Genomic DNA, 21,092 nt, shown 5'->3' with positions numbered 1-21,092 from the left:
GGGCTACCCGGCCCACCTCCGGGGGTCGGGTGGCCCGGAGGGTTCCACAACGTGGTCCGGGAAGGGCTCATCTCGGCCCGGGCGAGCGGAGCGGTCTGGAGGATTCCTCGGCGTCGAGGAGTCCATCGCCGTCGAGGTCGAGGGACTTGAAGGCGGAGGAAGGGCCATTGAACTCGCGGCCGGACACGTCGCCGTCGCCGTTCCGGTCCATCGCGAGGAACCAGGCCGGGCCGGGACGCCTCGGGCGATATGGCGACTTCGGCCGGCCCCGGCTCGCCGTGATGACCAGGTGACGCGGCAACGCATCGAGGTCGATCCGGCCGTCCTCGGCGATCACGCCGGAATCCCGCAGGCGGGCCGGGCCTCCCGTGATCTCGCGGGCCGAGAGCACGCCGTCGAGATCGGCGTCGAGCGACTCGAAGAGCCCGGAGCCGTGGTCGAGCACGATGAGGGTAACATGGCCTCGGGCGAACTGCCGCTGGAGGTCCAACCAGGCGTCGAGTTCTTCCAGACCAAGTTTACCGTCGTTGTCCCGGTCGGCCAGGGGCAGGAGTCGTCGGATCTCGGCGAGGGCGGGGGCGACGGCCTCCCGGTCCTCGACCTGACGATCTCGGTCCGCGTCGGCCTCGGCGAACTGGGTCAGCAGGCGAGTTCTCGCGGCCTCGACCCAGTCCAGCAGGCCCCCCTCGGCGGCCCGGAAGGAGAGCCGGACCCGGCCGATCTCGACGTCGAATCGGTCGGCCGCCGCCTCGTCGATCGTCAGGTCCCGGAGGATCTCGGGAGGCAGCGTCGGCCAGGCCGCGAGCTCGTCGGCGTCCAGGAGGCGATCCCCGGACCGGTCGAGACGATTGAACGTCGGGGCAGTCAGGCCGGACTCGACGACATCCAGGCGGTGATCCCCGTCGAGATCCCCGCGATCCAGGAGGATCGCGGCCCAGTGACGATCGGCCCGTCGGATCGGCAAGGGGAGGAGCGGCGAGGCGGCCTCGACCCCGATCGGCTCGCGCCCCGCCGAGGGAGCGGCGAGGTACTCCGAGCCGGTGGAGCCCGGGTACGGGAGGTGCCTGGCGAGTTCGTCAGGGCTGACGAGTTCGTCGCCGTTGCCGTCGAGGGCGAGCAGGGCGGGCACGAAGCCCTTCGCCTCCTCGACGTCGAGCCGGCCGTTCGCATCCTGGTCGATCCGCAGGAGCAGGGCTTCCGACAAGGTGGCGGATGCGGAGGGGCGGCCGAGGCCGAGGATGGGGCCGCCGAGCCCCTCTCGGCGGTAATAATCGGCGACGACCCCGAGGTCCACGCGACCGTCGCGATCCAGAACGAGCGCCGCCCGGGAGGGAGGGATTCCCGGATTGAGGAAGGGGGGGCCTTGTCGGAGGGCGAACGCGCCGGGAAGCTTCCCGATCTCGACGTCGTCCAGGGAGCCGTCGCCGTCGCGGTCGGCGGCCCGGAAGAGGGCGGCGAAGGTCTCATCCCAGAGCGCCGGCACGGGCACCCCGCCGGTCGCGATCCGGAGCCGAATGAGGGCGGTCCGGCCCTCGGCCTGGAGGACCAGGTCGAGCGCCCCGGCCTCGGGATGCGGATCGTCGGCCCGCGCGGCCGAGGATGCCGATAGCATCAGGATCGTCAGGAAAACCAATTCTCGCGATCTCATAGGATCCCCGCTATCTCCCGGGCGGCCGGATCGGCGATGCGGATCGGTCGGCCGACGTTGGAGTCGTTCTGCTTCCTGGGCTCGATGTCGACGGCCTTGCAGACCGTGGCAATCAGGTCGGGGACGGAGGCCCGCCCCTCGATGATCTCGGTGCCGTCCGGGCTCGTCTCGCCGACGGCCTGCCCCCCTCGCACGCCCCCGCCGGCCATCGCGACGGCCCAGGACTGCGGCCAGTGGTCTCGGCCCGTGGTGCCGTTGATCTTCGGCGTCCGCCCGAACTCCCCCTGGCAGACGACCAGCGTCGAATCGAGCAACCCTCGGTCGCTGAGGTCCCGCAGGAGCGCTGAGAAGGCGAGATCGAGGATCCCGGAGAGGGTCGCGACTCGCTCGAAATTGTCGTAGTGGGTATCCCAGCCTCCCAGGGTCACCTCCACGAACGGGACGCCCCGTTCCACGAGCCGCCGGGCGAGCAAGCACCCCTGGCCGAACACGCCCGGGCCGTACGCCTCTCGGGTCCCGACGGCCTCGTCATCGAGCCGGAACGCGGCCTGGGCCACGGGCCTCATCAATCGCAAGGCGCGGGCCGAGGCGGCGTGCAGGCCGTCGACGACCGGGGCTCCTCGCCAGGGCTCCCGTCCCATCTCGAACCGCTCCAGGAGCCCGAGGCGGCCGGCCTGGTCCGCGTCGCCGATCCGATCCGGGCGATGGAGGTCGGGGACCTTCAACTCTTCGGCCGAGGAAGCGTCCCGGCCGACCGCCAGTGGCGCGTAATGCGGCCCCAGGAACCCGCCGCCCGGATCGAGCAGGGTCCTGTTCGGCGCGATGCTCACGAAATGGGGCAGGTCGGCCTCGGCCCGGCCGTTCTCGCGGGCGACGAGGGAGCCGAGCGGCGGATAGTCGATCCCTGCGCCCGGCAGGTAGCCGGTCTGCAAGTAGCGAGTGGCCCGCCCGTGATCCCCCTCGCGGCTGGCCATCGAGCGGACGATCGCCATCGAGTCGGTCCAGCGGGCCAGCCTCGGCAGGTGCTCGGAGACCCGGACGCCCGGGGTCGCGGTGGCGATCTCCCGGAACGGGCCGCCGTTGGCGTGGCCGGGCTTGAGGTCCCAGAGGTCGATCGTCGACGGCCCGCCGGCCAGCCAGAGCAGGATGACGGACTTCGGCCGGCGACGCTCCGGGGTCGAGGCGGCGGCGAGCCGCCCGAGCCACCCCGAAGAGCTGGCGCCGACCGCACCCGTTGTCAACGCCCGCAGCCACCCTCGACGGGTCAGTTCGACGTGGAGTTCCATGGCCCTTCTCCTCGGGGCTGCCGCCCCCGCTGGATTCAATGATTGGTGCTGAATTCGCTGCTGTTGAGCAAGGCCCAGAGGATGTCCGCCAGCGTCGAGGCCTCGCGTCCCGCATTAGCCCGGTCGAGGTGAGCGACCAGCGGGGCCAGCTCGGCATCGCGAGCCGGCCGTCCGAGCGTCGCCAGGAACAGGCCCTGGACCCGGTCGGCCGTGTCGAAGAAGGGGGACTCGGCGGCCACGAGGACCGGGGTCCGTCCCGGAGTGGTCGCCTCCTCGATGAGGGCGCCATTCATGAGGGTCAGGGCCTGGAGCAGCGAGCGGCCCTCCGAGGTCGGCCTGGCCACCTGGAACGCCAGGGCGAAACGACGCCGGTCCTGGCGGACCCGGTCGGCATCGCTCCCCTCGCGGGGTGAGGCGAACCCGGCCGCGGTCCGCACGCTGTCGAAGAGCTGCTCGCCCGAGAGGAGGCGGGGGGAGGCCGACGCGAAGATCCGCCGCGATCCCGCCGGATCCGCCGGCGGGACGGCCTCTCGCTGGTACGCCCGGCTCATGACGATCGCCGTGGTGAGCCGTTCGAGATCGAAGCCGGAGGCCGCGAACTCGCCCGCCAGCTCGTCGAGGAGGGCGAGATTCGCCGGGGGGTTGTCGGCCGTCGGGTCGTCGAACGACTCGACCAACCCGAGGCCGAAGAACTGGGACCATAGCTCGTTGACGACCTGGCGGGCGAACCAGGGGTTGGACGGGTCGGTCAGCCATCCGGCGAGCACCTTCCGGCCGGTCGCCTCGTCGAGGACGCCGGGCCAGGCCAGCTCGGCACCGTCGGGAGGCCGGGCGACGACCCGGCGGACCGGGTCCCCGATGAGAGCGGACGGGGTCGACAGGCCGGGGGCCGCCCCGGGCTTGGCGAAGAAGGCGGCCAGTTCCCAGAACTGGTCGCGCGACCAGGGGGCGAACGGGTGGTCGTGGCACTGGGCGCAGGCGAGGTTGACGCCGAGGAACGCCCGGGCCGTGCTGCCCGCGAGGTTCTCGGCCTTGGACTCGTTCGCGAGGAGGAATCCGGCGGGGGCTTCCTCGTCCCGAAGGACGGCGCCCACCACGGGGCGTTGCCCGGCACCGAGGAGATCGCGGACGATCGCGTCGATCCGGTCGCGGCGGCCAAGCCGCGAGGCGAGCCATTCGTCGAGCTCGTCGGCGACGTGCCTCATCGCATCCGAGTCGGCCTGCGGGACCCAGGCCCTCCGCCAGAATCCGGCCGATTGCCGGGCGTGGGCGGGCGACCCGACAAGTCCGGCAACCAGCCGAAGCCGGCGGTCCGGGGCCTCGGACTCGAGGAACGCCCTCACCTCGGCGGGCGTGGGGATCCGGCCGATCAGGTCGAGCGAGGCCCGTCGGAGGAACGTGGCATCGTCCGCGGGCCCGGCCAGGGCAAGTCCGGCCGTCTCGCACGACGCCTCGATCCGCCGATCGATCCGACCCGGGAGTTCGTCGCCCGCCGCGGCCGGGCGATGGATCACCAGGAGGGCCGGGCAAGCCGCAGCGAGCCAGGCGATCCGCGCCGTACGCCCGATCCAATCCCTCTCGGACGCCTTCGAGGCTCCGACCATCAGTTCAGCTCCAGGGGTTCGATGATGTTGGGGCCGGGCGCGACCACCACCGTCCACGGGTTCCTGGCCGGCTCGCGATATCGACCCCGGAGCCGATCCGGTCCCGCGTCCTCCCCGTCCTCCTGGACCGAATCCGAGAGCCAGACCAGGCTAACGCCGTACGATCCCGGCGGGGCCCCGTCGAATTCGCGGAATGTGCTGATCCGGAACGAGCCGTCGGGCTCGACCACGCCATTCGGCCGGGCGGACCCGGGAAGCTGGATATCCCGGGGGTGCAGGTACACCTGGGCTCCCTCGGCCGCCTTCCCCCGAAAGAGGACCCTCCCCTCCACGGGATAGACCGACGGCGCGTCCTCCGACGAGCACGAGATCGAGGAGAGGGCGACCAGGAGGATCGGCCAGATCGCCCGACGATCGGATCCGAGACGAGCGAGCCCGGCACCGGGAATGATCATGGTCGACCTCAGTAGTCCGTGGCCGAGAGCAATTCGCCGCCGGCGGCCGTGCCCAGCGAGAAGGCGATGTTGGCGTCGAGCTTGGCCCGGAGGAGTCGGACCGACCCGTCCACGAACAGGCCATGCGCACCTTCCTGGTGGAAGCTGTAGATGCTGTTGCGGCTCGAGCAGTTGACCCCGCACGGCCCCCCCTTGACGCCGCCGTCGACGGTGTAGCTCATCAGCTTGTGGGTATTATTGTGGGCCCACGCCCCGGCCCCTCCGGTCGACGCCGCCAGAGCCGAGTTGAGCTTCGACCCCGTGACGTAGGCGAACGGCCGGCCGCTCATCTCCGAGACCATCACGGTGTTCGAGGTGCCGTCGAGGATGTGCGCGAAGGACTTCACGAAGCCGATGCCGAACGCGCCGGTGATGTCGTTGTTGGGGTTGGTCCAGTTCATCGACGGGTTGACGCCGGTGATCGCGAAGTAGTCGCAAGCGGCCGCCTTGAAGGGCACCGCGCCCACGGCGCCCTCGATCATGTTCCCGGCGACGGGATCGGACGGGCACATCATCACGCTCATCCGGGTCATCACGGCGGTCGAATTGACCGGATCGTACCAGTAATGGCCGTAATCGTAGGCGTCTTCGAGCCCACGCTGCTCGAGATACGGCAGGATCAGCGTCGTCCAGCTATGATCGGTGGGCGAGCCGCCGATCGGGGGCAGTCCGCCCCTCGCGTTCTCGAAATTGTGGATCGCGATGCCGATCTGCTTGAGATTATTCTGGCACTGGGCGCGGGCGGCCGCCGCCCTCGATTGCTGGACCGCCGGCAGCAGCAACGCGATCAGCACCCCGATGATGGAGATGACGATCAGCAGTTCGATCAGCGAGAAGCCCCGAGGTCGGGGCCGACCATCGTTGCGAGGTCGGGTCATGGGATGAGGATCCTTCGGCTGGAAGGGCGATCGAGGTCTTACCGAGACGGGCGGTGCCTGCCTCGCGACCGGCGGCACCACGCAAATGCAGGACCACGGGTACACCGTTCCGATTTTCTACACACAACCCAAATCATGCCAGAAATTTATGCAAATTGAATGACGATGTCGCCAGGATTCGATGATGGAGCAAACTTCGCCACTCTGGACAAATTTCCGCCGCCTCATCGCCGGATAGCCCGTCCGGGTCGGGCGCGAAGATCCTCGACGCCACGGACGCCCGAGGATTGTCGGGCCCTCGCTCTGGTCCCCGAGCGTCCCGGGGATTACCCTGGGACCGATCATGCTGGAGGCTCCGGGGATGTCGAGGACCCCGGGCCGGATTTCTCGCGGAGCGAATCGGCGATGCGACTCGGTCTCTATGGCGGCACGTTCGACCCGATCCACCTCGGGCACCTGATCCTGGCCGAGGCGTGTCGCGAGGCGTGCGAGCTGGACCGGGTCTGGTTCGTGGTGAGCGGCTCCCCGCCGCACAAGCCGGAGGGGCGGACCGCCGTCGATCACCGGGTGGAGATGGTCCGGCTGGCGGTCGCCGGGCATCCGGCCTTCGAGGTCTCGGAGATCGAGACCAGGCGGCCCGGCCCTCATTATAGTGTCGACACCCTGGAGGTGATCCGCCGGGAGAGGCCCGAGGACGAGCTGTTCTTCCTGATCGGCGCCGACAGCCTGGTCGACCTCCCCCACTGGCGAGAGCCCGGCCAGATCCTCCGGATGGCCACCCTGGTCGTGGCCAACCGCCCGGGGTTCGAGCCGACCCTGCCCGAACTCCCCGCCGGAGCCCGGCCGATCCGCCGGGTCACCATCCCGCCGATCGGCCTGGCCTCGCACGAGATCCGCCGACGTCGGCGCGAGGGGCGGTCGATCCGATACCAGGTCCCCCGGGCCGTCGAGGCGTACATCGAGGCCCACGGCCTCTACCCGCCCGAGGTCGCGTCGGGCCCGGATCGCGGGTAGACTGGAACCTGAAGGACCGATCGCCCGGGATGTCCGGACGCCACCCCTCGGATCGAGGCCGGGACCGCCATGAGTACCCGAACATCGCCCGAATCTCTCCGATGGCTCGACAACCCCCCGTGGGGACGGCGACGGCCCCGCGACCACGCCCCCGAACCGCTCTTCGGGCCGCCCAACGTCAACTATCCCGGGGATGATGGGCGGCCGATGTCGGACAACACCCTCCAGTACGAGTGGATCGTCACGATCAAGGGGGGGCTCGACGTCGTCTTCGCCGACAACCCCGACGTCTTCGTCGCGGGCAACCAGATGTGGTATCCCGTCGAGGGGAAGAACAGGAGACGGCTGGCCCCCGACGTGATGGTCATCTTCGGACGGCCCAAAGGCTATCGGACCTCCTACATCCAGCACGAGGAGGGGGGCATCGGGCCGCAGGTCGTCTTCGAGATCCATTCGCCCAGCAACCGCCAACGGGTGATGGACTACAAGCGCAATTTCTACGAACGCTATGGGGTCGAAGAGTATTATTACTTCGACCCGTACAAGATCCGGATGGACGGCTGGATCCGCGAAGGCGAAATCCTCCGGCCGATCGTCGAGACCTCCGGCTGGGTCAGCCCCCGGCTGGGCATCCGGTTCGAGTTGGGGGAAGATCTGACCATCTTCGACCCCGACGGCCGACGCTTCACGACCTTCGCCGAGACCGCCCGACAACGCGACGCCTCGGAGCAGATCGCCCGCGAAGCGACCGACCGCGCCGGGGCCGAACATCGTCGAGCCGAGGCGGAAAGGCGCAAGGCCGCCACCGAGAAGCGAAAGGCCGAGGCCGAGCGGATCCGGGCCGAAGCCGAGATGCAGAAGGCCGAGGCCGAGCGGATCCGGGCCGAGGCCGAGAAACGGAGGGCCGACCGACTGGCGGCCCGGCTCCGGGCTCTGGGCCTGGACCCGGAAGAGTCCGATTGATCCACCGCTCCGGGGCCGACTGGCCCCTTGTCCACCGACTCGCGAGAAGCCATGCGTGTCCTGTCCGGAATCCAGCCATCGGGCGCCCTGCACATCGGCAACTATCTGGGGGCGATCCGCCAGTATATCGACCTCCAGCGCGACAACGACGCCTACTATTTCGTGGCCGACTATCACGCCCTGACCAGCGTCCGCGACGCGGCCAGGCTGCGCGGGTATGTCTTCGACGTGATCGTGGACCTGCTGGCCCTGGGGCTCGACCCCGAGTCGGCCACGCTGTTCGTCCAGTCCGACGTCCCCGAGACGACAGAACTGGCCTGGCTCCTGACCAGCGTCACCCCGATGGGCTGGCTGGAGAAGTGCGTCAGCTACAAGGACAAGGTCCAGCAGGGACTCCCCGCCGAGCACGGCCTGTTCGCTTATCCGGTCCTCCAGGCGGCCGACATCCTGCTCTATGACGCCGACGTCGTCCCCGTCGGGCAGGACCAGAAGCAGCACCTGGAGATCACCCGGGATATCGCCGAGCGGTTCAACCACGTCCACGGCGAGACCTTCAAGCTCCCCAAGCCGCTGATCCTCGACTCCGTGGCCGTGGTCCCCGGGCTGGACGGCCGGAAGATGTCCAAGAGCTACGACAACACCATCGAAATCTTCGACGACCCCAGGACGATCCTCAAGAAGTGCAAGAAGATCGTGACCGACAGCACGCCGGTCGAAGCCCCCAAGGACCCCGAGACCGACAACCTGTTCGGACTCTTCAAGCTGTTCGCCCCGGCCGACGAGGTGGCCGAGGTCGAGGGCCGATACCGAGCCGGGGGCATCGGCTATGGCGAGGTGAAGACCCGACTGGCCGAACATATCAGCCGGAGATTCGCCGAGCCCCGCGAGCGGAGGGCCGACCTGGTCGCCCACCCCGAGCGGGTGGCCGAGGTCCGCCGGGCCGCCGCCGAACGCGCCCGGAAGGCCGCCCGGGTCGTCCTCGATCGCGCCCGATCGGCGAGCGGAGTGGGCTGAAGCCGCCCCGGGATCGGGATTGACCGAGGAGGGCCTCGGGCCTATTCTTGCGGCCCTCCGGGTGCTCAATCCCACGTCTGCCTCAACTCGACCGCGCGATCGTGCCGAAGTTAGGGATGATCGGGGACGGGGCGTTCGTCCTTCGGGCCGAAATCCTAACCAGGGAGGGGACGCATGCGGCGATCGGCCGTGATAGCCGGGTGTTGCGTCGCCCTGGGCCTGCTCCCGGGATGTGCTGCGGTCCGGCAACGTCGCGAGCTGGCCGCCGAAGCCCCCGAGATGGCCTTGCGCCGCCAGCAGTTGAGCCAGGCGGCCACCTCGGCCATGGACCGGGGCGACTACCCCCAGGCCCGAGCCGACCTGGAAAAGCTGCTGGTCCAGACGCCCAGCTCGGCCGAGCTTCATTACCGGCTCGGCAAGGTCCTGCAATTCCAGAACGACCTGGGCGGGGCCGAGAACGAATTCCGCCGGGCCTTGATCCTGGAGCCGCACTACGTCGGGGCACTGGTCGGGCTCGGCCAGATCGACGCCAGGATGGACCGCCCTGCGGAGGCACTCTGCCGGTTCGAGAAGGCCATCGAGGTCGAGCCCCATCGGGCCGAGGCCCACTTTGCCCGGGGGAAGACCCTGGAAACCCTCGGCCGCCGCGATGACGCCCTGGCGGCTTATTTCCGCTCGCTCGAACTCGACCCCGCCTCGCCACCGGCGATCGTCCGGGTCGCCGCGATCCAGCTCGATCGGGGCCAGCCCGAGCAAGCCCTGGTCCGGCTCGATCAGGCGACCGAGCTGAGCCCCGAGGACGCCGACGTCCGCTTCCAGAGGGGCCTGACCCTCTTGGCCCTGAACCGCCCCGGCTCGGCAATCTCGGACCTCAAATTCGCCGCCGAAAACCTCACCGGCCGGGCCGATGTCCTGCTGGTGCTCGCCCGGGCCTTCGAGGCCGACCGGAAGCCCGAACAGGCCCGGCTCGCCGCCGAGCGGGCCCTCCACCTCCAGCCCGAATCTCCCGTCGCCCGAGAGATATCCGAGCGGCTCCGTCGCTGAAACACTGGTCCTGTAGGGTGACGTCGAGTGAAGCGAGGCCCACCAGGTAAATTGCGGTGGGCCTCGCTTCGCTCGACGCCACCCTACGTGCCTCCTTGTCAAAAACCACCCTGGATCAAGGATCGACCACGAACTCCTCGGGCAAGGCCTTCAAATAAGGCCCGACCAGTGCCTCCGGCGAAGTCGGCGGGGTCCCCCCGTGCTCGCGCCGGTAGAGCTGATCCGCCAGGTGGACCACCAATCGAGCCTGGCGAACTCGCTCTTTTTCGATCGCCGGAGTGTACTTGCTCAGGAACCGGAAATGTCGTGCCGCGAGCATCGACGAATCGAGCCATCGCGAGAGTTCCTCGGGCGGGATGGCCTTCGACTCGGGAGGGCCGTCCGGGTCGAGTTCATAGATCGGCGGGTCGGCCCGGTAGAGTCTCGCCCGTCGCGAAGGGGGCTTGTCGACCTGGGCCAGCCAGTTGGCCATCATGAGCCGAGAGACGCGAACGCTCCGCTCCCGGTCGTTCGCGGCCAGGACGCGGACCTCCTGGATTCGCTCTTTGTTGAGATCCGAAATGGGCAACTCCTGACACCAATCGGCGGCTTCATTCGTGTTTTGTTGGACCAGAACATCTCCGATGAGGTTGGGGTCGCCCATTGACCGGATCGAGACCAGGTATTCGAGTTTGAGGGCCACCGAATGGGGCGCCGTCATGGCGTCGATGGCGATCACCTCATCGAGCGCCCGGCGGAGGAGCGGGGCGTCGACCCGAGGGTCGGAAGCCCACCGGGTCAGGCCCTTCGACGCGTCCTCATGCATGGCGGCCCCGATCAGCCGCTCGATCATGAAGCCGTGAAGTCCGCTATGGCGACTCGATCGCAGGGCCGCGCGATACCATCCCCAGGCACCGGCCATGTCCCCCTCGGCTTCGAGCCGCGAGCCTTCCAGGATCGCGAGCCTGGCCAGCATCCGAAGTTCCTGAGAGACTGGGAGCAAGGTCCCGAAGCTCAACCCGTCGGGATGGATATAAAGAAAACCCGGCTTCTCGCTCCCGGCCCTCCAGATAGTGAGAGCCTCGCCCGACTGGGCCAGGAAGTCGCGCCAGACGGAATTGGCCTTCGACCATCCCTCCTTGGGGAATTCGAGTTCCGGGCCACTCTTGTTGCCCCGGATCTTCTTCCAGGTCGACATGGTCAACGCGGAAGCATCGCGATACTCGAAGAAGGCATTGCGCTCGTCGGGGACGCTGAAGGTTTCGAACGCCGCGACATCGAACGGGTCGCCGATGTCGGGCAGGCCCCAGAGCTGGGTGGCCCACCAGGCCCAGAGCCCGCCAAAGGCGAGCAGGCCCGCAACGGCGGCCAGGCCCCAGCGGTGCCGCCAGGCCAGGCGAACCGGGGCCTTCCACCCCTCGATGGTCGAAGAATCACGAGTTGCCAGACCCATCGAACGCCCTCCCCATGCCCCTCGAACCCGAGATCCCGCCCAGCCTGAATCCAGCGTACCGATACCCTCGGCTGGCATCAACGACAAAAGTAAGAGAAGACAATTGGCTCCCATCGTTCCAGGATCGGACCGGATCGCCGGTCGACGGTTCAAGGACCGCCTTCCCTCGATCATCCCGCTTCGAAGTCACGAAGGAGCCTGCCATTTCGTAAGTTGAAGAAAAGGGGTAACGGTTATGCGGGAGTTTGAGGTCTGGCATCTCGTTCTCAACCCTTCACCTTGCTCGGTGTTTGCCCGGATGTTAGACTTTGTTTAACACTTGCTCGAAATCGGTTCGGCAATGGCGCCGAAGTTGACCTCAAAGCAGGAGGAGCAGTCATGCTGACCATTCGTGGACGGGCCCAGGGAAGGACTTGCGACGGGGCCACTCGGCGTGACTTCCTCCGGATTGGCGGCCTGGCGCTGGGGGGCATGAGCTTGCCCGAGATCCTCCGGGCCGAGTCGCAGACCGGCTCGAAGCGGCGTCACAAGTCGATCATCATGGTCTTCCTGCCGGGCGGGGCGCCGCACCAGGACATGGTCGACATGAAGCCCGACGCGCCCGAGGCCATCCGGGGCGAGTTCAAGCCGATCGCCACCAACGTCCCGGGCATCGACATCTGCGAGCACCTGCCCCGGCTGGCCCGGATGGCCGACAAGTACTCGATCCTCCGGACGATCGTGGGGGCCCGGGGCGAGCACGCCGCCGAGCAATGCCTGACCGGCTATCCCTCGGTCGTCAGCAAGGCCCAGGGCGGCCGACCGTCGCTGGGCGCGATCCTCTCGTACCTCCAGGGGCCGGTCGACCCCGCCGTGCCCCCCTTCTTCGGGCTCTCCCCCTCGATGGGGCACCCCCCCTGGGCGAATAACGGCAACCCCGGCTATCTCGGCCTGCCGCACGCCCCGTTCACTCCCAACGGCGACGACCTGGCCACCCTCCGACCCCAGGGCCTGACCCTGGACCGCCTCAGCGGCCGTCGAGGGCTCCAGGGGCAGATGGACGACCTCCGGAGCGACCTCGACCGGACCGGGGCGCTCGACGGGATGGACTCCTTCCAGCGCCGGGCCTTCGAGATCCTCTCCTCCAGCAAGCTCGCCCACGCGCTCGACGTGACCCGCGAGGACCCCCGACTCCGCGCCCGATACGGGATCGGTGACATGAACCCGGTCGATGACGGCGGCCCCTGCTGCATGGACCACTTCCTGATGGCCCGTCGGCTGGTCGAGGCCGGCGCCCGGTGCGTCACCCTGGGCTTCGGCCGATGGGACTACCACAGCAACAACTTCGGCCAGTGCCGCGAACGCCTGCCCAAGCTCGACATGGCCCTCTCGGCCCTGATCGGCGACCTCCACGCCCGAGGCCTCCAGGACGACGTCACGGTGATCTGCTGGGGCGAGTTCGGCCGGACACCCCAGATCAACGCCCAGGGCGGCCGAGACCACTGGCCCCAGAACAACTTCGCGATCGTCGCCGGGGGGGGGCTCAGGACCGGCCAGGTGATCGGCCAGACCACCAAGTGGGCCGAGGTCCCCAAGGACCGACCGATCTCCTTCCAGGAAGTCTTCGCCACCCTCTACCACACCCTCGGGATCAACCCCGATACCACGGTCCCCGACCGGGGCGACCGCCCAATGCGACTGCTCGACGAACTCGAGCCGATCCGCGAGCTGATCTGATCCGACCGGGCTCCCCGACGAGCCCGGGCGATCTTCGCCACAACTCCCGGCCGGGTGAAACCAGGGTTTCTGGTCTTGCCCGGCCTGCTCCCCCCCTCTCCCAAACCCTCCCCCGCGCCGGGGGGAGGCGATCAGGCTCCCAGGGACGGGCGATCGATTCATCGCCGAAGACCGATCCCCTCTCCCTTCGCGGGAGAGGGCCAGGGAGAGGGGGCGGAGGACTCCACCCGGGGTAATCCCCGCGACTTCCGGGCACACATTCCCGGCCCGGGAATTTCGTTGCTTTCCGGCCACCCCCTGTTTCCGAGGCGTTCGAGGGGATACCTTGGGCGGCTTCCACCGCCGATCGGGCGGAGCAGACTCCGCCGCCGCCGCCCTGCCCTGGAGACGACAACAATGAAACTGGTGACCGTCCTGACCGACCAAGGCCCCCGGGCCTGCGGGGAGTTCGAAGGGAGTTACGTCGATCTCAACTACGCCGACTCGACCCTGCCGTCGACCGTGAAAGGGCTCCTGGCCCTGGGCCCGGAAGGGGTCGAGCGGATGAAGGTCGCGCTGCCTCGCGGGGGCTGGAAGCACGACCCGGCCAAGTGCACCTTGCTGGCCCCGGTGCCCGACGCGGCCAAGATCGTCTGCCTCGGCCTGAACTATCGCGACCACGCGGCCGAGAGCGGGATGGAAGTCCCCACCGAGCCGATCCTCTTCAGCAAATATCCCACCACCCTGATCGGACAGGGGGCCGAGATCGTCCTGCCGGCTTCGAGCCAGGAAGTCGACTACGAGGCCGAGCTGGTGATCGTGGTCGGCCGAGGGGGCCGGCACATCGAGCGCGATCGGGCGATGGAGCATGTCGGCGGCTACGCGGTCGGGAATGATGTCTCGGCCCGCGACTGGCAGCTGGGCAAGCCCGGCAAGCAGTGGATGGCCGGCAAGACCTTCGACACCTTCGCACCGCTCGGCCCCTTCGTGGTCACCCCGGACGAGGTCCCCGACCCGCAGGCCCTGGGGATCCGAGCCCGGGTCAACGGCCGGACGATGCAGGACTCGAACACCTCGCAACTGGTCTTCGGCGTCGCCGAGGTGATCGAATACCTCTCGGCGATCTTCACCCTGGAACCGGGCGACCTGATCTTCACCGGGACCCCGCCGGGCGTCGGGATGGCCCGCAAGCCCCCGGTCTGGCTCCAGCCCGGCGACATCGTCGAGATCGAAATCGACGGCCTGGGAACGCTCCGGAACCCGGTCGTACGCCACTGAGGCCCCGACGAGCCGAACCCCGGCCGCCCTCGCCTTGCTGCCCACGTCTCTCTCTCGCGAGATGGAAAGACTAACCCAATTCCCCCGGTCGAACCGGCCTGATCTGCCTCCTTCTCCCTCTGCCGGAGGGAGAAAGAGGCGAAGACCCTGATGCGCCCGGGTGGCAGGGGCACGACCTGGCCAGCCCGGCGCATCGAACCCGGATGGCCGGCGAGGCCCCGGACCATCTGCGCTCCACCGGGGCGGGAGCATCGATCGGCCTTCGGGGTCAATCGAGATCCTTCTTGGTCCACTGATGTGACTCTCGACTCAGGCTTTCCAGTCGAAAGTCCAAATGGATACCGTCGGCTTCGGTCCGGCGAAGCTCCTTACGCAAGGTTCGGGTGTGATCCCGAAACAATAAACCGGCCAGGAAGGCCAGGGCGATCATCAGGAGGGCGACCAGATAGGGCGGCATGGGCAAGTGGTTTCCTGGTCATGGATCGGGCTCGATCGGCCTGCATCATTATAGGCGTGCCGTCGGAGTTTGTGTCACTCAAAATGATTCTCATATTCGCAAAAAATATAATGATTATTTATTTTTATTTAGGCACGAAATGTGCGACCCTCTACCGTGAAGGGTATTTTCCGCCGCGAGTGACAGCCCCGCGTATCCCCGCCGAAGATGTCGGGGGCACGTGGCGGTTCCGGGACCGGGAAACGGCTCACGTGACCGTCCCTGAATCCTTGAGGTCGCTCGTGGCGGCCCGGCCGGCTTCTCAAGGACGAGAAGTTGGTCGGGCCTTCAGCGGCCGGGTGGCCGGGGTCTTGCGGTACTCCGCAACCCCGGCTCATGCGCGGCCACCCGAGGTTCGCGTTCGAGAGACCGCCATTGGGCACGGCATCGCCAGCCCGGCGCATCGGCCCCAGATAGGCGTCGGGGCTCCGGACCAGACCACCCTCGCCGGGGTTGCGGGGTACCGCAAGACCCCGGCCACCCGGCCGGCGAGACCCCGTTGACCCAAGCGGAAAAGTCCGCCAGCCCCCCCTCGTCGCCCCCCGGCAGAAAATTCCGAAGACTTGAGGTTTACTCCCGGATCGATCTGGATTATTGTCCCGCCGGTTCGCTTCCGTCACTTCGGTTGCGGCACGATGAGGCCTCTCAAGTCCTCAATCGCACCAACGCCAAGGAGGGCGGGAGGAGTTCGGCACGCCCCGTGAGGGTTCCGGGGCGAGGAAAGGATTCCGGAGTCGAATCGAGCAGGAGCGCCGCCGCGTCCGTCGTTCATCTAAGAACTTCCCCCTTGCGACATCCGACGCATTCCGACAGTCCGCTTTCGAGCGTGGCACGCCCGTGCTCCGCCGGTCGCGGACGAGCGGTCCCCCATCTTCCCGTCAAGGAAGAGACGGATCGTGGTCGTTTCCGGGTGGCCCGGTTCCCTTGGTTGGCTTCGGGATGGCTTGGGCACGACACTGTTTCAGGAGTATGGAATCGATGCGCAAGATCACCAGCAACAACGTTCTGCGGAAGTCGGCCTTCGCCCTGGCGTGCCTGGGCCTGACCGGCACCAGTGCCTCGGCGGCCGTGATCAGCGGCACGGTGAACACCACGTCTTCGGCGGAGGCTGCGGCCACCGCGGCCCCGACCACGGTCGTGGTCCCCGGGATCGCCCAGGTCTACAGCACCTCGGGGACGGTCCTGACCGACGGGATCACCGGGACCAACGTCATCAGCTTCAACCCGGTGGCCAGCGGCTCGTACGCGGCCCCCTCGTCGCTGAGCCTGGGCGAGTTCGTGGTCTCGACCCTGCCGGAAGGCTCGGAGACGGTCTACAACAACGCCAAGTTCGCGATCACCTACAACCCCGTGAGCGTGGCCGGCATCGCCCTGCCGGCCGGTGCCACCCCGATCACGATCAAAGGCACCCTCGACGGCAAGATCTCGGGCAGCCAGTCGAGCGTGAAGGCGACCTTCGACACCATCGACAGCCCGGTCTTCTCGGTGAAGGACGGCCAGTACCTGAGCACCCTGAGCGTGCTGAACAATCCCCTGGACCTGACCCCGTCCTCGGCCGGCGGTCGGACCACGATCCAGGCCCGCGTCGTCACCACCAGCCCGGCCCCGGCCGGCGATGGCAACCAGGTCCCAGAGCCGACCACCCTGGCCATCCTCGGAACCTCGCTGGTCGGCTTCGGCCTTCGCCGGCGGCTCCGGGCCCGCAAATCGGCCTAAGCCGGATGCGAATCGGGCTCGCCTCCAGGGCCGAGCCGCCCCCGAATTCGGGACGGCGGCCGACCCGGTGGCGGGCCTTGTCTCCGGTTCTCGACTCTTTCCACGGAACGGACCCCTACACCAACCGAGCGACGTGACCAGGCCTGACCCGCCCCCGTCGCCCACCGACTCCGGAGACTCCCTCCATGTGGCGAATGATTCCCCGACTCGCGATCGCAACCTTGACCGCCACCCTGGCACTCGCCGCCCTGCCCGCCCAAGAGGCCGGCGCCGCGGCGATCCAATCGTACAACTACACGACCAGCGCCACCCTGGGCGACGTGTCCAACGGCCCGATCTCCCTGTCCGGAGTCGGGGACAGCGGCTCGATCCTGACCACGCCGGGGGCCTTCACGCTCGGCACGATCACGACCAACCCCCTGCCCTCGACCGCCACCCTGACCTACGACCACACCCCGTTCACCATCGACCTGAAGATCACGGCCCTCCCGGACGGCAGCGGCGCCGAACCGGGCTCCTACACCTTCCGGATCCAGGGCGAGCTGAACGGGTCGATCAGGAACGGCTACTCGGACATGCTGGCCTCGGTCACGTCGATCACCGGCAACCCCTTCAATGACCCGAACACCACGCCGCCATTCGCGGCCACGGACCTCCAGCTCGGGTTCCCGCAGGGGGTCGCGTCCCCCAATGGTTCCAGCTTCGGGACGACCACGCTGATCGGCCAGGTGCTCGTGGCCGGCACCCCCCTGCCGCCCGCGGCCCCCGAGCCGACCTCGGTCGCCGCCTTCGCCGTCGCCATCGTGGGCTGGGGCCTCCGCCGACGCCTCCGCCGCTCGCAGGCCTGATCCCCGAGGGATCCGGCCGACCGATCCGACCGATCGCATCATCGATTCGCCCACCCGCCCGTCGCCGATCCGAGGGAATCCCCCCTCGACCTCGGCCGCGGGCGGGTTCGACTCTCGACACTTCTCCCGACGGAGCGCGGGGCCTCCCAAGGCCGGGCCCGCCCCGCCCCCCGTCCCTCCTTCGCCCACAAGGAAGTGACCATGCGCGGATTTGGAATCTCCCAGGCGATCTCGCGCGCCCCGATGGCCCTGGCCCTGGCAATCGCCGGGCTCTCGTCGACGGCCCAGGCCGCGACCCAGCAGAACGCCGCCGCGATCCGGCGGCCGTTGATCTACAACACCACCGGGGTCATCAACTACAAGGCGGGCCAGGGCACGATCGAAGGGCCGTCGGTCCTCCAGTTCCAGGGGGTCAGCCACGCCAGCTACACCCCGAAGTCGGGCGAGACGATCCAGCTCGGCCAGTTCGTGATCCCCGCCACGGCCGTCCCGACCGGACAGGTCACCACCTACGACCACACCCCCTTCACCATCGAGGTCCGGGCCCCCCAGTTCGACAAGACCAGCACCGTCCCGCTGCTCCACCAGATCCTCCCCAAGTTCGGCAGCCGGCTCGGCACCAAGACCGTGACCGAGGCCAGCCTCCTGATCCGGGGCGAGCTGAACGGCACCGTCTCGCCGACCGGCGAATCGAACGTCATCGCGACCATCAAGGCGCTCAAGCCCGGCGGGATGGGGGGCAGCACCCAGGACCACCTGACCCGCTACTCCTTCCCGATCCGCTTCGGCGACCTGAAACTCCCCCCCGAGAAGACCCTCACCCCGCCCGTCGCCGCCCAGACCATCCTGCCCACCCCCGCCCCCGAACCTTCCACGATCGCCCTCTTCACCGCGATCTTCGGGGGGATGGCCCTCGCTCGTCGCCAGATCAAGGCGTAAGTCCGGCAACCACCGGCGAAGAAACTCGGGGTGACCGATGGCCCGCGGCGCCATCGGCCAGCCCCCCTATTTCGCGCAAGCCCTCCGGGCCTCCCGGACCACCGGAGGTATCCCGGGTCCGCCCCTCTCGCTACAATCCGGGGCCGTGCTTCCCGCGAACTTCCCCCCAGGAAGGAGCCGGCCTCATGTCGATCCGCCAGCTTGAGCCGATGGGCCAGGTCCGGACCAAGATCGTGGCCACGCTCGGCCCGGCGTCGAGCGACCCGGCCACGATCGCCGCTCTGGTCGAGGCCGGGGTCGACGTCTTCCGGCTCAACTTCTCGCACGGGACCCGCGACGAGCATTCCGCGACCCACCACGCCATCCGGGCCGTCGAGCGGGCCTCGGGGCGTTCGCTGGCCATCCTGCAGGACCTGGGCGGCCCCAAGATCCGCCTCGGGCCGATCCCCGGCGACGAGGTCGAGTGCCGGCTCGGCGACGAGTTCACCCTGGTCACGGACCGGACCTCGGACGACCCCCGGCAGTTCACCTGCACCTATCGCGAACTGCCCCGAGACCTGAAGCTCGGCGACGTCGTCCTCTTCGCCGACGGTGCGGTGGCGATGAAGGTGGTCGAAGCGGTCGGTGGGTCCGCCCGGCTGGTGGTCACGCTGGACGGTCGGCTCCGATCGAGGCAGGGCCTTAACCTCCCCGGCGTCGGGCTGAGCATCCCGACGCTCACCGAGAAGGACCTCGCCGACCTCGACTGGACCGCCCGCGAGGGGGTCGAGTACGTCGGGCTCTCATTCGTCCGCAAGGCCGACGACATCTCCACGCTCCGGGCCGAGCTGGAATCGCGGGGGTGCAAGGCCCGGATCGTCGCCAAGATCGAGAAGCCCGAGGCGGTCGCCGACCTCGACGGGATCATCGCCCGGACCGACGCGGTGATGGTGGCCCGGGGCGACCTGGGCGTCGAGATGGACGTGGCCGAGGTCCCGGCGATCCAGAAGCGGGTGATCGCCGCCTGCCATCGGGCCCGGATTCCGGTGATCACGGCCACTCAGATGCTCAACAGCATGGAGACCTCGAACCGCCCCACCCGCGCCGAGGCCAGCGACGTCTTCAACGCGGTGCTCGACGGGACCGACGCGGTGATGCTCTCGGGCGAGACCGCCATCGGTCGCTACCCGGTCGAGGCGGTCGAGACCATGAGCCGGATCGTCGGCCGGGCGGAATCCTTCCTGGCCTCGAAGGGGCCGCAAAGCCCGGTCGACCTGGGCCTGGGCTGGAGCAACCGGGGGTGGATCACGCCGATCACCGAGGCGGTGGTCGACGCCGCCAGCCTGGCCTGCCGACGCCTGAACGCCGCGCTCCTGGTGGTGGCCACCCGATCGGGCCGGACGGCCCTGGCCGCCTCGAAGCACCGGAACGCCACGCCCACCCTGGCCCTGGCCGACGACCCCGAAACCGCCCGGGCCATGGCCCTCTACTGGGGCGTCACGCCGATCCACGCCCCCAATATCGTCGATGTCGAACACGCCATGACGATCGCCGAGGATTGGGCCAGGACCCACGGGATCGCATCGGCCGGGAGCCTCATGATCCTCGTCCGAGGGACCATCCCCGGCAATCCCACGCATAACGCGATGCTCGTCAAGGAAGTCCGATGATGGTCCAGATCTCGTAGGTCAGGGCTCGCCCTGACGCGGAACCGGACCCGGCAGGGCGAAGCCCCGCCCTACCGGTCAATGCTCGGCGGGCGACGCCACGGGCGCGGGCTGGGCCAGGGGAGCTTCCGGGGCGATCCCCAGCAGCGGCTTGACCGAGCGGGCCAGCCTGGGATGGCGGAGCGAGAGGCATCGGAGCCGGCAGGCGACCGCCCCCCGGGCCATCGCCAACTCGCGACGGAGGGCGTTCAGGACCCCGCCCGGCTCCCCGGATCGGGCCAGGGCGATCGCCCCGGGGTCGTCGGGCTCGTAGCCGTGGTCGACCAGCCATCGGCCGCAGGTCCGGGCCAGGACCGCCCGCTCGTGGGGCGTGGCCCGTTCTCGCCAGTCGCCGACCCGACCTTCGCGCATGTGGTTCCAGTGCAGGAGCGTCTGCCGGTCGTGGGCCTGGGCGATCGAGGGATCGTCCAGGTCGACCCCGCCTTGTTCGAGCTTCCGGCCCAGGTCGATGGTCCGCTTGCGATTGGCCTCGAACGAGTATTCGGAGGCGACCCGGGCCGACTCGCCGGGCTCCAGATCGATCCCGAGATGCGCCGCGAGTCCCTCGACGCCGGTCGCGGGGTCCTCGACGAGCCGGTCGTAGCGCTGGGAGATGGTCCGGGGCTGGGCCGTCCAGAATCGGTCATTGGCCAGGACCTGATGGACCATCCCCTGCGTCACCAGAGAACCAAAGCCAAGCTTACGCTTGTGCATCAGCGAATAAGCGACATCGCGGACGTCCCGGTGAGCGTAAACGCCAAAGGCCCGCCCCTGCGCCAGGGCCAGGGCGAACCGGTTGTGTTCCTCGTGCGACTTCAAGACCTTCCAGGTCCCGTCGTCCGGCCCGCGATCCTCCAGTTCTTCGAACTGGTCGCCGGTCAGATAGCCGAGGCGTCGGCCCCCTCGATGCCGTTCCAGGAGGTGGGCCACGACCTCGTACTGCCAGGTGGAGCAGGCCCGATACATCCCGACGCAGAAGACATACATCGCGCGACCTCCGCTGCCGATCCGGGTCGATCGGCCTCGGGCCGCGACCGGGTCGGGAGGAGGCCCAGGCT

At 68.7% G+C, this 21,092-nt stretch carries 18 protein-coding genes; 10 read left to right on the top strand and 8 right to left on the bottom strand.

The window, feature by feature from the left end:
- Positions 1 to 67: 67 nt before the first annotated feature.
- Genes P12x_RS01325 through P12x_RS01305 form a run of 5 tightly spaced genes read right to left on the bottom strand, consistent with a single transcriptional unit; the run spans position 68 to position 5,910 of the window.
- Positions 68 to 1,648 (bottom strand): EF-hand domain-containing protein, encoded by a 1,581-nt coding sequence (locus P12x_RS01325; protein WP_435009019.1) that lies wholly within the window; start codon positions 1,646 to 1,648, stop codon positions 68 to 70.
- Positions 1,645 to 2,934 carry a DUF1501 domain-containing protein gene (locus tag P12x_RS01320; protein WP_435009018.1) on the bottom strand — a complete coding sequence of 430 codons (1,290 nt, stop codon included), beginning with the start codon at positions 2,932 to 2,934 and terminating at the stop codon, positions 1,645 to 1,647. The genes P12x_RS01325 and P12x_RS01320 overlap by 4 nt, the downstream gene beginning before the upstream one ends.
- A 35-nt stretch (positions 2,935 to 2,969) precedes the next feature.
- Positions 2,970 to 4,538, bottom strand: coding sequence for a DUF1549 domain-containing protein (locus P12x_RS01315; RefSeq protein ID WP_435009017.1), 1,569 nt, complete (start codon positions 4,536 to 4,538; stop codon positions 2,970 to 2,972).
- A complete protein-coding gene (locus P12x_RS01310) occupies positions 4,538 to 4,993 on the bottom strand; it encodes a hypothetical protein (protein ID WP_435009016.1) in 456 nt (151 codons plus the stop codon). The genes P12x_RS01315 and P12x_RS01310 overlap by 1 nt, the downstream gene beginning before the upstream one ends.
- Before the next feature lie 8 nt (positions 4,994 to 5,001).
- Positions 5,002 to 5,910 carry a DUF1559 domain-containing protein gene (locus P12x_RS01305; RefSeq protein WP_435009015.1) on the bottom strand — a complete coding sequence of 303 codons (909 nt, stop codon included), beginning with the start codon at positions 5,908 to 5,910 and terminating at the stop codon, positions 5,002 to 5,004.
- A 405-nt stretch (positions 5,911 to 6,315) separates the two neighbouring features.
- Here P12x_RS01305 and nadD point away from each other — a divergent pair, with 405 nt between their 5' ends.
- The 4 genes from nadD (at position 6,316) to P12x_RS01285 (ending at position 9,945) form a co-directional block, all read left to right on the top strand.
- Positions 6,316 to 6,924 (top strand): nicotinate-nucleotide adenylyltransferase, encoded by a 609-nt coding sequence (gene nadD, locus P12x_RS01300; RefSeq protein WP_435009014.1) that lies wholly within the window; start codon positions 6,316 to 6,318, stop codon positions 6,922 to 6,924.
- A 69-nt stretch (positions 6,925 to 6,993) separates the two neighbouring features.
- Complete coding sequence (locus P12x_RS01295; RefSeq protein ID WP_435009013.1) at positions 6,994 to 7,887, top strand: Uma2 family endonuclease; 894 nt, start codon at positions 6,994 to 6,996, stop codon at positions 7,885 to 7,887.
- Positions 7,888 to 7,938: 51 nt separating this feature from the next.
- Positions 7,939 to 8,901 carry a tryptophan--tRNA ligase gene (gene trpS, locus P12x_RS01290; protein ID WP_435009012.1) on the top strand — a complete coding sequence of 321 codons (963 nt, stop codon included), beginning with the start codon at positions 7,939 to 7,941 and terminating at the stop codon, positions 8,899 to 8,901.
- 174 nt (positions 8,902 to 9,075) lie between these two features.
- Positions 9,076 to 9,945, top strand: a complete 870-nt coding sequence (locus tag P12x_RS01285; RefSeq protein ID WP_435009011.1) for a tetratricopeptide repeat protein — start codon at positions 9,076 to 9,078, stop codon at positions 9,943 to 9,945.
- 115 nt (positions 9,946 to 10,060) lie between these two features.
- Here P12x_RS01285 and P12x_RS01280 read toward each other — a convergent pair whose 3' ends face one another.
- A complete protein-coding gene (locus tag P12x_RS01280) occupies positions 10,061 to 11,377 on the bottom strand; it encodes a hypothetical protein (protein WP_435009010.1) in 1,317 nt (438 codons plus the stop codon).
- Positions 11,378 to 11,755: 378 nt separating this feature from the next.
- Here P12x_RS01280 and P12x_RS01275 point away from each other — a divergent pair, with 378 nt between their 5' ends.
- Positions 11,756 to 13,093, top strand: coding sequence for a DUF1501 domain-containing protein (locus P12x_RS01275; protein WP_435009009.1), 1,338 nt, complete (start codon positions 11,756 to 11,758; stop codon positions 13,091 to 13,093).
- Between the two features lie 396 nt (positions 13,094 to 13,489).
- Positions 13,490 to 14,350 carry a fumarylacetoacetate hydrolase family protein gene (locus tag P12x_RS01270; RefSeq protein WP_435009008.1) on the top strand — a complete coding sequence of 287 codons (861 nt, stop codon included), beginning with the start codon at positions 13,490 to 13,492 and terminating at the stop codon, positions 14,348 to 14,350.
- Positions 14,351 to 14,618: 268 nt separating this feature from the next.
- On the opposite strand, the gene P12x_RS01265 is transcribed toward P12x_RS01270, so the two are convergent.
- A complete protein-coding gene (locus P12x_RS01265; RefSeq protein ID WP_435009007.1) occupies positions 14,619 to 14,807 on the bottom strand; it encodes a hypothetical protein in 189 nt (62 codons plus the stop codon).
- Between the two features lie 1,017 nt (positions 14,808 to 15,824).
- On the opposite strand from P12x_RS01265, the gene P12x_RS01260 reads away from it, so the two are divergent.
- The 4 genes from P12x_RS01260 (at position 15,825) to pyk (ending at position 19,998) form a co-directional block, all read left to right on the top strand.
- The gene (locus P12x_RS01260; RefSeq protein WP_435009006.1) at positions 15,825 to 16,562 is read left to right on the top strand and encodes a PEP-CTERM sorting domain-containing protein; all 738 of its coding nucleotides are present in this window, start codon (positions 15,825 to 15,827) and stop codon (positions 16,560 to 16,562) included.
- Between the two features lie 185 nt (positions 16,563 to 16,747).
- Complete coding sequence (locus P12x_RS01255; RefSeq protein ID WP_435009005.1) at positions 16,748 to 17,410, top strand: PEP-CTERM sorting domain-containing protein; 663 nt, start codon at positions 16,748 to 16,750, stop codon at positions 17,408 to 17,410.
- 201 nt (positions 17,411 to 17,611) lie between these two features.
- A complete protein-coding gene (locus P12x_RS01250) occupies positions 17,612 to 18,349 on the top strand; it encodes a PEP-CTERM sorting domain-containing protein (RefSeq protein ID WP_435009004.1) in 738 nt (245 codons plus the stop codon).
- 185 nt (positions 18,350 to 18,534) lie between these two features.
- The gene (gene pyk, locus P12x_RS01245) at positions 18,535 to 19,998 is read left to right on the top strand and encodes a pyruvate kinase (protein WP_435009003.1); all 1,464 of its coding nucleotides are present in this window, start codon (positions 18,535 to 18,537) and stop codon (positions 19,996 to 19,998) included.
- 75 nt (positions 19,999 to 20,073) lie between these two features.
- Here pyk and P12x_RS01240 read toward each other — a convergent pair whose 3' ends face one another.
- Positions 20,074 to 21,021, bottom strand: a complete 948-nt coding sequence (locus P12x_RS01240; RefSeq protein ID WP_435009002.1) for a sulfotransferase domain-containing protein — start codon at positions 21,019 to 21,021, stop codon at positions 20,074 to 20,076.
- Between the last annotated feature and the right edge of the window lie 71 nt (positions 21,022 to 21,092).

This window comes from Tundrisphaera lichenicola (assembly GCF_051175385.1).
Taxonomy (GTDB): domain Bacteria; phylum Planctomycetota; class Planctomycetia; order Isosphaerales; family Isosphaeraceae; genus Tundrisphaera; species Tundrisphaera lichenicola.
This window is presented reverse-complemented; position numbering and strand designations above follow the sequence as displayed.

Bases quoted from the DNA above. Each gene is read 5' to 3' on its own strand.
- P12x_RS01325 (WP_435009019.1), bottom strand. From the start codon at position 1,648: ATGAGATCGCGAGAATTGGTTTTCCTGACGATCCTGATGCTATCGGCA.
- P12x_RS01320 (WP_435009018.1), bottom strand. From the start codon at position 2,934: ATGGAACTCCACGTCGAACTGACCCGTCGAGGGTGGCTGCGGGCGTTG.
- P12x_RS01315 (WP_435009017.1), bottom strand. From the start codon at position 4,538: ATGGTCGGAGCCTCGAAGGCGTCCGAGAGGGATTGGATCGGGCGTACG.
- P12x_RS01310 (WP_435009016.1), bottom strand. From the start codon at position 4,993: ATGATCATTCCCGGTGCCGGGCTCGCTCGTCTCGGATCCGATCGTCGG.
- P12x_RS01305 (WP_435009015.1), bottom strand. From the start codon at position 5,910: ATGACCCGACCTCGCAACGATGGTCGGCCCCGACCTCGGGGCTTCTCG.
- nadD (WP_435009014.1), top strand. From the start codon at position 6,316: ATGCGACTCGGTCTCTATGGCGGCACGTTCGACCCGATCCACCTCGGG.
- P12x_RS01295 (WP_435009013.1), top strand. From the start codon at position 6,994: ATGAGTACCCGAACATCGCCCGAATCTCTCCGATGGCTCGACAACCCC.
- trpS (WP_435009012.1), top strand. From the start codon at position 7,939: ATGCGTGTCCTGTCCGGAATCCAGCCATCGGGCGCCCTGCACATCGGC.
- P12x_RS01285 (WP_435009011.1), top strand. From the start codon at position 9,076: ATGCGGCGATCGGCCGTGATAGCCGGGTGTTGCGTCGCCCTGGGCCTG.
- P12x_RS01280 (WP_435009010.1), bottom strand. From the start codon at position 11,377: ATGGGTCTGGCAACTCGTGATTCTTCGACCATCGAGGGGTGGAAGGCC.
- P12x_RS01275 (WP_435009009.1), top strand. From the start codon at position 11,756: ATGCTGACCATTCGTGGACGGGCCCAGGGAAGGACTTGCGACGGGGCC.
- P12x_RS01270 (WP_435009008.1), top strand. From the start codon at position 13,490: ATGAAACTGGTGACCGTCCTGACCGACCAAGGCCCCCGGGCCTGCGGG.
- P12x_RS01265 (WP_435009007.1), bottom strand. From the start codon at position 14,807: ATGCCGCCCTATCTGGTCGCCCTCCTGATGATCGCCCTGGCCTTCCTG.
- P12x_RS01260 (WP_435009006.1), top strand. From the start codon at position 15,825: ATGCGCAAGATCACCAGCAACAACGTTCTGCGGAAGTCGGCCTTCGCC.
- P12x_RS01255 (WP_435009005.1), top strand. From the start codon at position 16,748: ATGTGGCGAATGATTCCCCGACTCGCGATCGCAACCTTGACCGCCACC.
- P12x_RS01250 (WP_435009004.1), top strand. From the start codon at position 17,612: ATGCGCGGATTTGGAATCTCCCAGGCGATCTCGCGCGCCCCGATGGCC.
- pyk (WP_435009003.1), top strand. From the start codon at position 18,535: ATGTCGATCCGCCAGCTTGAGCCGATGGGCCAGGTCCGGACCAAGATC.
- P12x_RS01240 (WP_435009002.1), bottom strand. From the start codon at position 21,021: ATGTATGTCTTCTGCGTCGGGATGTATCGGGCCTGCTCCACCTGGCAG.